The 14522-nt window shown below is 71.4% G+C and carries 13 protein-coding genes and 1 pseudogene; all 14 read right to left on the reverse strand.

Going from position 1 to position 14522, the window contains the following annotated elements:
* Positions 1–12: 12 nt before the first annotated feature.
* The 14 genes and pseudogenes from FJY74_04160 to FJY74_04225 all read right to left on the reverse strand — a co-directional run bounded on the left by FJY74_04160 (position 13) and on the right by FJY74_04225 (position 14510).
* Entirely contained in the window at positions 13–1293 is a 1281-nt protein-coding gene (locus FJY74_04160; protein ID MBM3307500.1) for an alkaline phosphatase family protein, read from the reverse strand.
* Positions 1290–2594: an alkaline phosphatase family protein gene (locus FJY74_04165; GenBank protein ID MBM3307501.1), complete on the reverse strand. Its 1305-nt coding sequence runs from the start codon at positions 2592–2594 to the stop codon at positions 1290–1292. The genes FJY74_04160 and FJY74_04165 overlap by 4 nt, the downstream gene beginning before the upstream one ends.
* Positions 2594–4711 (reverse strand): glycine--tRNA ligase subunit beta, encoded by a 2118-nt coding sequence (locus FJY74_04170; protein MBM3307502.1) that lies wholly within the window; start codon positions 4709–4711, stop codon positions 2594–2596. The genes FJY74_04165 and FJY74_04170 overlap by 1 nt, the downstream gene beginning before the upstream one ends.
* Entirely contained in the window at positions 4708–5646 is a 939-nt protein-coding gene (locus FJY74_04175) for a glycine--tRNA ligase subunit alpha (protein ID MBM3307503.1), read from the reverse strand. Before FJY74_04175 ends, FJY74_04170 begins: the two co-directional genes overlap by 4 nt.
* 54 nt (positions 5647–5700) lie before the next feature.
* A complete protein-coding gene (gene recO, locus FJY74_04180; protein MBM3307504.1) occupies positions 5701–6474 on the reverse strand; it encodes a DNA repair protein RecO in 774 nt (257 codons plus the stop codon).
* A 4-nt stretch (positions 6475–6478) separates the two neighbouring features.
* On the reverse strand, positions 6479–7171 hold the full coding sequence (locus FJY74_04185) for a DUF502 domain-containing protein (protein MBM3307505.1): 693 nt from the start codon (positions 7169–7171) through the stop codon (positions 6479–6481).
* Entirely contained in the window at positions 7168–8406 is a 1239-nt protein-coding gene (locus FJY74_04190) for an HlyC/CorC family transporter (protein ID MBM3307506.1), read from the reverse strand. Before FJY74_04190 ends, FJY74_04185 begins: the two co-directional genes overlap by 4 nt.
* A gap of 4 nt (positions 8407–8410) precedes the next feature.
* Entirely contained in the window at positions 8411–9682 is a 1272-nt protein-coding gene (locus tag FJY74_04195) for an HlyC/CorC family transporter (protein ID MBM3307507.1), read from the reverse strand.
* Positions 9679–10197 carry an rRNA maturation RNase YbeY gene (ybeY, locus tag FJY74_04200; GenBank protein ID MBM3307508.1) on the reverse strand — a complete coding sequence of 173 codons (519 nt, stop codon included), beginning with the start codon at positions 10195–10197 and terminating at the stop codon, positions 9679–9681. Before ybeY ends, FJY74_04195 begins: the two co-directional genes overlap by 4 nt.
* 25 nt (positions 10198–10222) lie before the next feature.
* Positions 10223–12490 carry an HDIG domain-containing protein gene (locus tag FJY74_04205; GenBank protein ID MBM3307509.1) on the reverse strand — a complete coding sequence of 756 codons (2268 nt, stop codon included), beginning with the start codon at positions 12488–12490 and terminating at the stop codon, positions 10223–10225.
* The gene (locus tag FJY74_04210; GenBank protein MBM3307510.1) at positions 12490–13467 is read right to left on the reverse strand and encodes a PhoH family protein; all 978 of its coding nucleotides are present in this window, start codon (positions 13465–13467) and stop codon (positions 12490–12492) included. The genes FJY74_04205 and FJY74_04210 overlap by 1 nt, the downstream gene beginning before the upstream one ends.
* Positions 13468–13631: 164 nt before the next feature.
* The gene (locus FJY74_04215) at positions 13632–13784 is read right to left on the reverse strand and encodes a LysM peptidoglycan-binding domain-containing protein (GenBank protein MBM3307511.1); all 153 of its coding nucleotides are present in this window, start codon (positions 13782–13784) and stop codon (positions 13632–13634) included.
* A pseudogene (locus tag FJY74_04220) lies at positions 13781–14318 on the reverse strand (LysM peptidoglycan-binding domain-containing protein). The gene FJY74_04215 and the pseudogene FJY74_04220 overlap by 4 nt, the downstream one beginning before the upstream one ends.
* A gap of 36 nt (positions 14319–14354) precedes the next feature.
* Complete coding sequence (locus tag FJY74_04225) at positions 14355–14510, reverse strand: hypothetical protein (GenBank protein ID MBM3307512.1); 156 nt, start codon at positions 14508–14510, stop codon at positions 14355–14357.
* Between the last annotated feature and the right edge of the window lie 12 nt (positions 14511–14522).

A 14522-nucleotide genomic window follows, 5' to 3' on the forward strand; every position in this document is an offset into this window, starting at 1 on the left:
CAGGCTCCTCACTCAGCGTTCCCTCTCGTGCGTCGGGACGAACCGGACCGGATGCCGCCGCAGGAACTCCGGCGTCATGGCCTCCTCGATCGCCGCCCCGTCCATGTCCCTTCCGATCGGCAGGCCAGAGAGCGCCAGCACGGTCGGCGTCACGTCGCTCACGCCGCGCTCGTCGAGCACCTCTCCCTGTCGCACGCCTTCGCCGCTCAGGAAGAGGACGCCCAGGGGCGCGTGGTCGTTGATGCCGCCCTGGGGCCGCCCCGGGCCGGGCCCGCGGAACCCGTGGTCCGAGCACACCAGCACGGTCGCGTCGTTGCCGAAGTCCGCGAGAAGCTCGCCCAGCATCTCGTCCGCGCGCCGGTAGTAGCGCTCGACGGTCTCGCCGAACACGAGCCGCTCGGTCCGCGAGACGGCGAACCCGGCGTCGGCGGGATGCGCGGCCGCCCAGAAGGTATGCGAGATCGAGTCGAGTCCCCGGAGATACACGGCGAAAAAGCGCGTCGGGTGGGTCCGCATCAAGTGGCGGGAGACGCCGAGGTACGTTTCGTCGCCCGCGGCGTGGTCGCGCAGCTTGCGCAGCTCCGTCGGGAGCTCGGAGAGAGCGCGCATCTCCGGGAAGCGCTCCGCGAGCGGGAGGCGCGTCGCCTCGCGCTCCGTGAGCGCCCTGTCCGGGTCGGCGAGGCGTCTCACGAGCGCGTCGGGCACGTCGTCGGCGACGACCCGCAACGAGTCGATCTCCGCCAGAAGCGCGTCCGGGTAGACGAGCCGCTCGGGGAATGGGCGGCCGTCTCGCGGCACGAAGCAGAAGTAGTCGCTCACGAGGTAGCCGTTCACCGGCTCGGCGGGCCACGTCACGTACCAGCCGACGACGCCGACGGAGAACCCGTGCTCGCCGAGGATGTCCCATAGCGTCCTGGCGGTGCGCACGTTGCTCGTCATGAGCGACTTCCCGTCGGGCGCGAGCGCGTCCCGGATGCCGTGATTCTCCGGGTGCTTGCCCGTGGCGATCGTCGTCCAGATGACCGGCGACTTCTCGAACGGCTCGAGCGTGCGGAGCGGGCAGGAGACGCCTGACTGCGCGATCCTGCTGAGGTTGGGGAGCTTCCCCTCCTGCATGAGCCGCTGCGTGACGCCCCAGTCCAGGGCGTCGATGCCGACGACGATGACGCGGCGCTCCACGGGGGTGCCGCTCCGCGAGCAGCCGAGCGCGGCCGCCAGACATGCCATGAGGACGAGCGCGGCGAGTCTCGCCGCCGCCCGGGGTGACCGCTCCGCGCGCCCGCGCCGGTTCATGTGCCCTCCCGTGGGGCCTCCGCGCTCTCCGGCCGCTCTCGCTCCGCCGGAGACGGCGCCGAGCCCGCGCGCGGCGCCGCGTAGACGACCGGGTGACTCCTCAGGAACGCCGCGTCGAGCATGTCCGTCAGGACGAAGCCGTCCATGTCCCTCGGCACCGGCGCCCCAAGAAGCGCGAGGATGGTCGGCGCCAGATCGAGAACGCTCGCGTCCCTGACGCGCGCCCGCCGCGCGATGCCGGGCCCGGACGCGGCGAGCAGGCCGACCTCGCCGTGCATGTGCGTGCCGAACAGGATCGCGCCGTCGGCCGTCCGCTGGGGCCCGCGGAACCCGACGCTCGAGCAGACGATCACCGTGGTGTTGTCGTCCGAGCGCGCGAGGATCTCGCCGATGATCCCGTCCACGCGCTCGTAGTAGCGCGGGACGAGGTCCTTGTACATGCTCACGATCTCCTGGCTGTCCCTGAACCCCGCCGAGCCCGGATCCATGGGTCCCCAGAACGGATGCAGATTGAGCAGGAGCCCCCCGAAGCAGACGGCCAGGAGATCGGGCTGGCCCCTCGTGCCGAGCATGTGGGTCGCGACCGCAAGCACCGTCTGATCCTCGGCCCAGTTGCCTTTGAAGCTCATCGCCCGCCCGTAGAGGTCGGGATGCTCCTCGCTCCTCCAGAGGTCGCCGTTCATGAAGGAGGCGATCTCGTCGTCGGTCGTCGTCGAGGCCGGCTTCCTGAGCGGCCCGAGCTCGCCGGCGATCTCCGGCGGCCACGCGATGTCGGGGACCGGGTCCCACCCGTCCTCGGGGGCCACGACCACGCCGTTCGTGATCATCCAGCCCTCGAGCTCGGACGCCGGCCAGGTGTACGGCCAGTTGAGAACGCCGGCGGTCCTGCCCTCGTCGCCGAGGACGTCCCAGAAGGGCCGCGCCCCCCACGTGCGGGTGCCCGGGTTGCGCGAGCCGTCGGGCGCCATCGGCGGCAGGGACTCGTGCGCCCGCACGACGCGGCCCGCCGCGATGCAGATCCACGAGGAGCGCACCTTGTCGTCGGGAGCGAGCGCGCGCAGATCGGCGCGGACCCCGCGCTTCACGATCCGCGCCAGGTTCGGCATCCTCCCCGCGTCCATGAGCGGGCCGGCGACCTTCCAGTCCATGCCGTCCACGCCGATCAGGACGACCTTCGACGGCGGCTCGCCGCCGCCGCACCCCGGGACGAGCGCGGCGGCGAGAAGCGCCGCGCCGATCATGCCGAGGCGCGCGACGCCGGCGACCGACCGACCGCGCGCCCGATGCGTCGTCCGTGCCATCACCGCGCCCCCTGCTTCCCCGTCTCCTCGCCCTCCAGCACGACCCTCGCGAAGTCGGCGATGTTCATGAAGAGCCCCCGCACGAAGGCGAGCAGACCGAGCCGCGCGTTCCTGATCTCCGCGTCCTCGACCATCACCATCACGCCGTCGAAGAAGCCGTCGATCGGACGCCGCAGCGCCAGGAGTTCCTTGACCGCCGCGTCGAGGTCGCCGCGCCCGATCGCCTCGGGCACGCGCGTCGCCGCGCGGCGGGCCGCCGCCTCGAGCTCCCTCTCGACAGGCTCGACGAGCCGCTCCGGCGCGAGCGGCGACGGCGATTGCCCCTTCAGAATGTTGTTCACGCGCCGCGCGCCGATGACGAGCCCCGCGAAGTCCTCGTTCGCGCGGAAGTGCGTGAGCGCCACGAGCCGGCTGCGCGCCCCGACGAGGTCGTCGAGCGACGCCTCGAGCACGGCGTCCACGAGGTCGTACGAGAAGGCGTCGTCCATGAAGTAGTTCCGCGCGCGCTGTCGCAGGAACTCGAGGACGCCGGCCTCCGTCTCCTCCGCCTTCGCGCCGTCGCCGGCGTACCCGCGCGCCGCGGCGCGCACGGCGTCGCCGAGCGACATCCGAAGGCCCTTCCCGTCGATCATCCGGAGCACGCCGATGGCCTGGCGCCGGAGGGCGTACGGATCCTGCGACCCCGACGGCACGAGGCCGGCCGAGAAGCAGCCGGCGATCGAATCGAGCTTGTCGGCCATGCTCAAGATGGTGCCCGCGTCGCTCGACGGCAAGTCGTCGCCCGCGAACCGCGGCAGGTAGTGCTCGTACACGGCCAGCGCGACGGCCGCGGGCTCGTTCGAGGCGAGCGCGTACTCGCGGCCCATCACGCCCTGGAGCGCGGTGAACTCCTTGCCGTCCTTCACCATCTCGGTCACGAGGTCGGCCTTCGCGAGCCGAGCCGCGCGGGCGACGGTCTCAACGTCGCCGACGCCGAGCGCCGCGGCCAGCGTCCGCGACAGCGCCTCGAGCCGCGCCGCCTTCTCGTAGAGCGACCCTAAGCCCTCGAGCCAGACGACGTTCCTGAGCGACTCAACCTTGTCCGCGAGCGGGGACTTCGTGTCCTCGCGCCAGTAGAACTCCGCGTCGTCGAGCCGCGAGACGAGCACGCGCTCGTTGCCGCGGCGGATGCCGTCCACGAAGTCGGGCGGGCCGTTCATCACGCAGAGGAAGAACGGCATGAGGGCGCCCGACGGCGCCTCGACCGCGAAGTAGCGCTGGTGCCCCCTCATCGCGGCGATGATGACGTCGCGCGGGAGCGTGAGGAAGCGCTCGTCGAACCGCCCGGCGAACACGGTCGGCTCCTCGACGAGGAAGGTCACCTCGTCGAGCAGCGCGTCGTCGCGCACGAGGCGCCCGCCGCACTCGACCGCTCGTGCTTCGGCGTCGCGCTCGATGGCCGCGCGCCGCTCGCGGTGGTCGGCGACGACGTGGTGGCGCCGGAGAACGTCGGCGTAGTCGGCCGCGCCGCCGACGCGGTGCGGGCCGGGGGACCACGTGCGGTGCCCGAGCGTCTCGCTCCCGGCGCGCACGCCGGCGATCGCGACGTCGAGCACGTCGCCGCCGAGCATCGCCACGACCCAGCGGATGGGCCGCGCGAAGCGCTCGTCGGGGCCCCAGCGCATCGTCTTGGGGAACGGCAGCGAGGCCACGGCGCCGCGCAGGAGCTCGGGCAGCACCTCGGCCGCGGCGCGCCCCCGGTCGGTGACGCGCGCGAAGACGTAGGGGCCGCGGTCGGTCTCGCGCACCTCGAGCGCCGAGACGTCGATCCCCTGCGTGCGCGCGAACCCGAGGGCCGCCTTCGTCGGCGCTCCGTCGGGACCGAACGCGACCTTCGCGGGCGGCCCGGCGGCCTCCCGCTCGAGGTCGTCCTGGCGCGCGGCGAGCCCGCGGACGATCACGGCGAACCGCCTCGGCGTCGCGCAGGTCTCGAGCGAATCGAACGCCAGCCGGGCGTCGCCGAGGCCCTCGCGGAGCGACCGCTCGAGCTCCGAGAGCGCGGGGGGGATGTACGACGCGGGGATCTCCTCGACGCCGACCTCGAACAGGAGGTCCCTCGGGGTGAGGGCCTTCGTCATCGCGCGTCCCCCTTCCCCGCGCCGTCGGCGGGCGTGGCGCGCTGCTCCGCCGGCAGCATCGGGAACCCCATCGCCTCGCGCTGCTCGAGGCAGACGAGGGCGGCCTTCCGCGCGAGCTTGCGCACGCGCGCGATGTACCCGGTCCGCTCCGTCACGCTGATGGCCCCCCGCGCGTCGAGGACGTTGAACGCGTGCGAGCACTTGAGCACGCAGTCGTACCCCGGCGCGAGGAGCCCCTGGTCGAGCAGCCGCCGCGCCTCGGATTCGAACCGGTCGAAGAGCTCCCGGTGGAACGGGACGTCCGCCGCTTCGAAGTTGAACCTGGAGTACTCCACCTCGAACTGCTTCTCGATCTGCCCGAAGCTCACGCCGGGCGCCCACTCGAGATCGAAGAAGCTGTCCACGCCCTGGAGGAACGTCGCGAGCCGCCCGAGGCCGTAGGTGATCTCGGCCGGGATGAGGTCGAGCTCGAGCCCGCCGGCCTGCTGGAAGTACGTGAACTGCGTGATCTCCATCCCGTCGATCCAGACCTCCCACCCGAGCCCGGCCGCACCGAGCGTCGGGGACTCCCAGTCGTCCTCGACGAGCCGCACGTCGTGTTCCTTAAGCCGTATGCCCAGCGCCTCGAGGCTCCGGAAGTACACGTCAAGGACGTCGGCCGGCGCCGGCTTGAGCAGGACCTGATACTGGAGGAACTGCTGCATGCGGATCGGGTTCTCGCCGTAGCGCCCGTCCTTCGGCCGACGCGACGGCTCGACGTACGCTGCCTTCCACGGCTCCGGCCCCAGGCACCGGAGGAACGTCGCCGGGTTGAACGTGCCGGCCCCGACCTCCGTGTTGTACGGCTGCAGGATGACGCAGCCGTACTCGGCCCAGTGGCTCTGGAGCGTGAGGATCACGTCCTGGAAGAGAAGCGCCGTGCGTTCGTTCTTCATCGTCTCGTCCGTTCCTGTCGCGGCGGCCCGTGAGCACCGCCGTGCCGCGCGCCGTCAGTCGGCGCGCCCGGCTCGTTCCGCGCGCCGAAGCTGCGCGAGCACGTCGAGCGACCTCAGATGGACCCGGCGTCCCGTGTGCTCCGCGAGAAAGGCGCTCATCGCTTCCCAGGCCTCGTCGGCGACCGCCTCGCTCGGCGCGGCGCTCTCGCGTCCCGCCGCGGCGTCCGCGAGCGCCGCGGTCGCCGCGCGCCCGACCACCTCGACCTCGGGATCGGCCGCGACGCAGGAGCCGCACGCGAGGCCGCCGTGGCGCGGCGCGAAGAGCGCCGACGCGCCGGGCGGGCCGCCGCAGAGGACGCAGGACCCGAGCGACGCGGCGTAGCCGAGCGCGGCGGCCGCCCGGAACGCGAAACGCAGGAACGCTCCGTCCAGCGAGCCCGCGTCGGCGGAGTCCATCTCCGCGAGCGCCGCCTCGACGATCCGGAAGAGCGCCGGGTCGGGCTCCTCCTCCGAGATCAGCCGATCGGCGAGCTCGAGCACGGCGCTCCCGTGCGCCATCCGCACGGCGTCCCGCCTCAACCCCGCGAAGTCCCGCTCGACGTCGGCCTGCGACACGATCGAGAGCCCGCGCCCGGTCTTCGGGTAGAACACGACCCCGGAGACCGAAAACGGCTCCAGGGCCGCTGCCAGACGGCTCGCGGCGGCGCGCCCCCCCTTGGCGACGAGGCGCACCTTGCCGTGGGTCTCAGTATAGCAGACGACGACCTTGCTCGTCTCCCCGAGCCTGTGAGTCCGGAGCACGAGCGCCCTCGATGTCACGGGCGCCATGCGGCTACCCCCGCCCGCCGTCCGGCGGGCGGCGCGCGGTGAGCGCGCCGGCGGAGATGACGAACCGAAGCCCGTCGTCCACCGACATCGGAAGCGAGATGACCTCGTCCTCGGGGTAGAGGATCACGTAGCCGGACATGGGGTTCGGCGCGGTCGGAACGAAGACGGGGCACATCCTCTTCCCCCCGACGCCGCTCACGTCGCGCGAGGCCTCCGCCGTCTGAAAGCCGATCGTGTGCACGCCCCTGTACGGGAACTCCACGAGGACGACCTTCCGGAATCCTGCGGCCCTCTCCTCGAGGACGGCCGACGACAGCTCCTTCGTCGTCCTGTAGATCCACCGCACGAACGGGACGCGGATGACCAGGTCCTCGATGCCCCGGATGAGCCGCTTCCCGGCGACGTTGTGGGCGACCGCGCCGATGCCCAGCACGAGAAGGAGGAGCGCGACGAGCCCCGCGCCCGGGACCTTGAACCCGAGGACGGCTTCGAAGATCTGCCCCAGCAGCCGGTCCAGAGCGGAGAAGATCCGCCAGAGCACGAACAGGCTCACCGCGGCGGGCAGGATCACCGCGAGGCCGGTCAGAAAGTAGCGCCTGAGCCGCCGGCCGGGCCGCATGCGCGGCGCAGACACCGGCGCGGCGACCGCGGAGCCCGCGCCCTCGGCGGCGCATCGTGTCTCGGGCCCTGTCGTCATCGCTTCCTCATCCTGATCCTGCCCACGCGCGTGGCGCTCGCCGAGACGACCCTCATCTCGAACCCACCGACCACCACCTCGTCCCCCGGCTCCGGGATCCTGCCGAGTGCGTCAAGCACGAGTCCGGCGATCGTGTTGTAGTCCCCGTCCGGGAGTCTCGCCCCGAGAACGCGCGCCACGGCCGTGACCTCGGCACGCCCGTCCACCACGTACAGGCCCTCGTCGATCCTCTGGATGAGCTCGTGCCGCACGTCGTGCTCGTCCTCGATCTCGCCGACGAGCTCCTCGATGAGGTCCTCGAGCGTCACGATGCCCGCGAGGCTGCCCTGCTCGTCCACGACGACAGCCATGTGCTGCCGGCCCGTCTGGAGCTCGCGGAAGAGGTCGTCGCACCGCTTCGTGGTCGGCACGTGGGGAACGGGGCGGGCCAGCCCCTCGACCGCGTCCTCCCGCCCGCGGCCCAGGAGGTCGCGCGAGTGGATCATCCCCTCGATGCGCTCGCGGTCGTCGGACAGAACGGGAAGGCGCGAGAACCCGTGCTCCCCCACCAGCGCGACGGCGTCGCCGACCGTGGACTCGGGCGAGACGCCGACCACGTCGGTGCGCGCGACCATGACCTCTCCCACCGGCGTGTCGGCGAACTCGAAGATGCCCGAGATGAGCGCCGTGCCGCTGCGGTCCACAGCGCCCGCGCGTTCGCCCTCGTTCGCGAGGAGCGAGCGGAGCTGTTCCTTCGTGAGCCGTCGGTTCCACCGGCTGGCGTCCACGCCGACCGCCTTGTTCAGCAGGCGCCCGACGGCCGACACGAGCACGGCGATGGGAGAGAAGAGCCAGTAGAAGAAGCGAAGCGGGGCGATCACCTTCAGCGCGATCGTGTCGCCGTGTCGCAGCCCGACGGCCTTGGGGAGGACCTCGCCGAACACGAGGAGCGTGATCGAGACGACGACGGTCGAGACGACGCCGATGGCCTGCGCGGGCCAGGACGCGAGCGTCGTGGCCAGGCGCCACGAGACGAGCGAGGACGTCATGACCACCGCGATGTTCGTGCCGACGAGCGTCGTGCCGAGGAGTCGCTGCGGGTTCCCGACGAACCACTCCAGCGTCCGCGCGCCCCGCAGCCGCTTCTCGAGCCAGTGCTCCAGTCTGAGCCAGTTCATCGAGACGAGCGCCGTCTCCGTCCCCGAGAAGAACGCCTCGAGCGCCACGCCGAACACGATGAGGAGATTGATGGCCACGCGCCTACTCCCCGCTTCCCTGCGCCGCCGGCTCGATGCGCACGATCCTCACGCCGGTCACGCGCCGCCGCTCGACCGCCGCCACCTCGAGCCTGAGCGACCCGTGCTCGACCGACTCACCGACGGCCGGGATCCTCCCGAGCTCGTTCAGAAGATACCCGGCAAGCGTCTCGACGTCGTCGTGCGACCCGAGGTTCACGCCGTACTCCGACGCCAGGTCCTCGAGCCGCACCGTGCCGGACGCGAGGAGCGTCCGCTCGTCCACGATCCTGACCGGGGACTCCTCGAGGTCGTGCTCGTCGCGGATCTCGCCGACGATCTCCTCGATGAGGTCCTCGAGCGTGACGAGGCCGGCCGTCCCGCCGTACTCGTCCACGACGACGGCGATGTGCGTCCGGCGCCGCTGAAGCTCCCGCAGGAGCTCGCCCGCCTTCTTGGTCTCGGGCGTGAAGTACGCCTTTCGGGGAAGGCGCGAGATGCTGCGGCTCCCCTCGCGCTCCTGGTCGAACGGCAGAAGGTCCTTCGCGTACAGGACGCCCGTGATGTGATCGATGTCGCCGTGGAACACGGGGAAGCGGGAGTACCCGAGCTCCTTGACGATCGCGATGGCCTCGCCCACCGTGGTCGAGTCCTCGAGGCACTCCATGTCGGCGCGCGGGACCATGATCTCCCGCACGACCGTCTCACGGAACTCCATGACGCTGTCGATCATCTCACGCTCGCCCTCGTCGAGCGTCCCGCGCCGCTCGCTCAGCGCGACGATCGTCCGGAGCTCCTCGGCCGTCACGTACGACCGCTCCGCGGCCGAGGTCCTGCCGAGCACGGCGGCGGACAGGCGGCTCAGGACGCCGACGACCGGCGACGCGACGCTCATGAGCGTCGCGAGCAGGGGCGCCGTGCGACGCGCCAGCGCCCTGTTGCGCTGCATCGCGAACATCTTCGGCGTCACTTCGCCGAAGATGAGGACGACCAGCGTGACCGCGCCGACCTCGAAGGCGATGACCGCGCCGGGACGGAGGTCGAGCGCGCGGCTGGCGTGAAGCGCGACGAGCGCGCCGAGCGCGCCGAGCGCGGTGTTCACGGCGGTGTTCCCGAGGAGGATGGTGGCGAGCAGCTTCTCCGGCGTCTTGAGCAGGCGTCGCACGCGGCTCTTGGGGTCGAGCTCGCTGAGCTCGACCTGCGTGAGCGAGAAGAACGCCGTCTCCGACGCCGAGAACATCGCCGAGAGCGCGAGCAGGACGGCGAACCCGATGACGGCGAGCGCGACGATGCTCATCGTGTCCCTTGTCTCCCGCGACCGGACCGGGGCGCGCGGCGCCTCCGCGGCGCGCGCGCGGCGGCAGGCCGCCCCGTGGCCCGCGCGTAGCCGCGCTCGAGCGCCGCCATGCGACGGCGCTCGCCCGCGCGCTCGTGGTCGTGCCCGAGCAGGTGCAGCACGCCGTGCGCGACGAGCGTGCGCACCTCGCGGTCGAGCGTCACGCGCCGCGACCGGGCCTGCGCGGCGGCGCGGTCGATGGAAACGACGACGTCCCCCAGGATCTCCTCGGGCGCCTCGTCCCGGCGCGCGCGGGCGGCTGGCCCCCCGTCCGCGCCGAAGGACAGGACGTCGGTCGGCGCGTCGACGCCGCGATACGCGGCGTTGAGCCTGCGCAGAAGGCGGTCGCCCCCGACGACCACGGTGACATCGGCGTCGCCGCGATCGTGGTCCTCGAGCACGCGCGACACGAGACGGCGCAGGCCCCGGAGGTCGACCGTCTCTCTCCTCTGTCTGCTGATGATCGTGACGGCCATGGCGCCGGGCGCCCCGGACCGGGCGCTACGCCCCCTCCGGAGCTCCTTCATCCTCTTCCTGATCGGGGTAGCGCACGCGCTGGTGGTACATGCCGACGAGCACGCGGAAGAAGGCCTCGCGGATCTTCACGAGGTCCGAGAGCGTGAGCTCGGCATCGTCGAGCTGGCGATCGGCGATGCGCCTGTCGATGATCTCCTCGATCTCGGCCTCGATCCTCCGCGGCGTCAGCGCCTCGCCGATCGAGCGCACGCGCGCCTCGATGGTGTCGGCCAGCGAGATGATGGCGGACTCTCTCGTCCTCGGCCGCGGACCGGGATATCGGTAGTCCGCCTCGCTCACGTCGGCCGGGTCCTCCGCGTCCTCGAGGGCCTTGCTGTAGAAGTACTCCATGAGGCTCGTGCCGTGGTGCTCGCGGATGAAGTCGATGATGGGCTCCGGCAGGCGCTCCTTCCGCGCCAGGTCCACGCCGTCGCGCACGTGCGCCCTGATGACGAGGCTCGATACCTTCGGTCGGATGCCCGCGTGCTTGTCCTCCGGGACCTCGAGCCCCTGCTGGTTCTCGGCGAAGTACCCGGGGCTCACGAGCTTCCCGATGTCGTGGTAGTACGAGCCCACGCGCGCCAGAAGCCCATTCCCGTCGATGGCCTCGGCGGCCGCCTCCGCGAGGTTCCCCACGACGATGCTGTGGTGGTACGTCCCCGGCGCCGTCATCGCCATCTTGCGGAGGAGCGGCTTGTTCATGTCCCCGAGTTCGAGGAGCGTGAGGTCGGTCGTGACGACGAACCCGCGCTCGAAGAGCGGCAGCGCGAGCACGACGATCCCCATGCTGATGAGGACGTTCAGCCCTCCCCACCCGCACCGCCCGATCGTGCCGGGCGCCAGGTTGTGCATGAGCGCGTCCGCGACGACGATCGCGCACGCGTAGGCCGCGACGGTCCGCATGGCGGACCAGTAGAAGTCCTCCCGGTGCCGGACGGCGCGGACGGAGTGCGCCGCGACCGTGCCGCCGATGAGCGACACGAACAGGGACGGCAGGGTGAACTCCGTGTAGAGCCCCGCGAGCATCACGACCGTGACGGTCGACGCGAACGCGATGTCGAACTCGAAGAGCATCGAGACGAGCATCGCGAGGATGGCCACGGGCACGAGGTGTTCGGACGCGTTCGGGATCCGCTTCACGAGCGCGGCCCCGCCCATGACGAGGACGAGCAGCACGAGGAAGAGCGCCTGCGAGCGGCCGTGCGCCAGGAGCTGCCGCTTCCGCACGCTCACGTAGAGCACGAGCGCGCCGAGAAGGAGCGCCGCCATCGCCATGCGGCCCGGCGAGACGAACCCGGTCCCGAACCCCGCCCTGCCCATTCCCACGCGCTTGGCCGCCATCGAACGAAGGACGGCGACGTGTTCGGCGGTCACGCGCTGGCCGCGGAGCACGATGACCTCGTCCTTCCTCACGTCCCGCCCGGCGAACTCGCTCACGGACCGGCGCGCGGCCTCCCTGCGCCGCGCCGTCTCGGCCGCGTCGTACACGATGTTCGGCGCCGCGAACGGGGCGGTCAGCTCGGAGACGGCCTTCCGGAGCCCGGCGTCATGGAAGCTCGCAGAGGCGACCGCCCGGATCGCCGCCGCGATCGTGCTTTCGGTGTGGAACCCCCGCACGCGCGCGATCGCCTCGTCGTCCGCGCGGAGGACCATCACGGTCTCGTCGGGCGAGAGCGGCGGCGCGCCCGGCCCTCCGATGATGCCCCTCTGGTGCAGAGAGAGAAGAAGCTGGCGCGCGCGCTCCTCGACGGCCGTCGCCCGCGACGGCGACAGGAGGACGCGCCGCGTCGTGTCGCTCAGCGCCGGCCCGAGCTGCCCGAGCAGGTCGAGCTTCTGGCGCTCCGGCTCGCCGCCCGACCGGACCCGGTGCGCGGCCGTGAGGAAGTCGCCGAACCGCTTCCTCGCGGCGTCCTGCGCGGCGGGATCGAGCCGGAACACGGGGACCACGCTGGCTTCGGCCATCGCCCGCTCGTCCCGGAGCGCCTCGGGCGACTTCAGCACGTCGAAGTCGAACGGCGCGACGACGTCCTCGCGCGCCACCTGACCGACCTGGAAGGCGATGCGGCCGCCGGGGACGGGCCGCGGGAAGAGCATCTCGAACAGGACCAGGACGGCCGCGATGGCGCCGATCCCGGCGAGCGTCCGCGGCCTGAGCATGGCGCGCGGCGTGATCTCGTTCGCCGGCTCCGCCTCCAGGACGACACGGTCGGCCCGTGGGCGCACGTCGCGCCGCCGCTCAAGCCACCATGCCATCAGCCTTCCTCCTGCTGCGCCCTGGCTTCCTTCGCCTCCGCGTACCGCTCGAACGCCTTGATGATCTCGCGCACCAGCCGGTGTCGCACGACGTCGGCGTCGGTCAGGTACACGAACGCAATGCCCTCGATGCCCGCCAGAATGCTCTGGATCCTCACGAGGCCGGACATGTCCTGGTTCGCGAGGTCGATCTGCGTGATGTCGCCCGTGATGACCGCGCGCGAGTTGAACCCGAGCCTGGTGAGGAACATCTTCATCTGCGGCATCGTGCTGTTCTGCGCCTCGTCGAGGATGACGAAGGCGTCGTTGAGCGTGCGGCCGCGCATGTACGCGAGCGGGATGACCTCGATCGTCCCGACCTCCGTGAGGCGCTTGACGCGCTCGGGGTCCATCATCTCGCGGAGCGCGTCGTAGAGCGGCCTGAGGTAGGGCGCGATCTTCTCCTGGAAGTCGCCGGGGAGGTAGCCGAGGCTCTCGCCCGCCTCGACCGCGGGACGCACGAGGATGATCCGCTCGACCTCCTTCGCCCGCAGCGCGGCCACGGCCATGGCGACCGCGAGGTACGTCTTGCCGGTCCCCGCCGGGCCGATGGACACGACGATGTCGTGCGTCCGCATGGCCTCGACGTACTTCTCCTGGCCGGCGGTCTTGGCTTCAACGGGCTTCTTGAGCCCCTCGAGCCGCGCGCCCGACGCGTAGAAGCGGCTGAGCTCGTCGCCGCGGTTCGAGCGGACCATGCGGATCGCGTACGCGACGTCCTCGCCCCACACGGACTTGCCGCGCCGGATAAGGTCCGCGAGCTCGTTCAGGATGCGCTCGATGTCACGGACCTCGGCGTCCTCGCCCGAGACCGTCACCTCGTTGTCGCGCGCCGTCACCGTCGCATGAAACGAGTCCTGGATCATCCTGAGGTTCGCGTCGTTCCGGCCCAGGAGCAGCACGGGGTCGATGTCATCGAACGACATTCTGCGCTTCATCGGTCCTCGCGAGGAATCGGGCCCTGCGCGAAACGAGCCCCCGGTCGGCCGCCATGCCGACCGGGAGCCCGTCGCCAAGGCCCGCTACACGCCCTGTGCGAACCGCTTCCCTCGAATGCCCTGCCTCCCCTCGGACGCGCCGGACTCCACGACCTGCCGCGGCGCTAGCGCGGGACCACCAGGACCTGACCGGGCTTGAGCACGTTCGGATCCCTGATGCGGTCCCGGTTCGCCTCGTACAGCCTCGTCCACTGCGGACCGCTGCCGTAGACCTCCCAGTAGCCCGCGATCTTCCACAGGCTCTCCCCGGGCTTCACCTCGACCTGGGTCGGCCAGTCCCTTGGAATGGTCAGCTCCTGACCCGGCCGGATGAGGTTCGGGTCGCCCCCGATGACGCCCCGGTTCGCGCGGTAGATCCTGCGCCACTTCAGGCGGTCCAGGTAGATCTCCTCGAGCGCCGAGATCTTCGTGAGGTAGTCTCCCCGCTGGACGACGTACGTCCTCGGCAGGCCCTCGAAGTAGTCGACCTCGCTCTGGAGCGCCGCCGTCTCGAACGCGAGGCGCTCGTGCTCGGGCCTGAGCTGGGCGAGCCGCTCGTTGAGCTCGCGCGACGCCGCCTGTTCCTTCTCAAGGTCGCCCCGGGCCTTGTCGGAGCAACCCCGTTGCTTCGCCGCCTCCTCCTCGAGCGCCGCGCAGTACGCGATGCGCTGCGCCTTCGACAGCTTCTGGAACTCCTTCTCCGTGTAGTACTCGCCCCTCGTCGGATCCGCCGGTCTCGTCACGCCCGCGCAGCCCGAGGCCGCAGCGAGCGAGGCGAGGAGGAGCAGTGCGACAGCCATTCTGAGCTTCATGGATCGTCACTCCCTCTCGTGCACGCCGCCTCGCTTCTAACGGCCGCTGCCCTTCTTGAGGCTGTGAAGTCGCGCCTTGAGCTCCGCCGGCTTCCCTTCGAGTTCGGCAAGCTCCGTCCTGAGCCTGCTCACTTCCGCCTCGAGCGCCGACCGTTCGCTTCGACCGGTCTCGAGGGCTGCCTGCGCCTTCACGCAGGCGTCCTT

The organism is Candidatus Effluviviaceae Genus I sp. (assembly GCA_016867725.1).
Taxonomy (GTDB): Bacteria; Joyebacterota; Joyebacteria; order Joyebacterales; family Joyebacteraceae; genus VGIX01.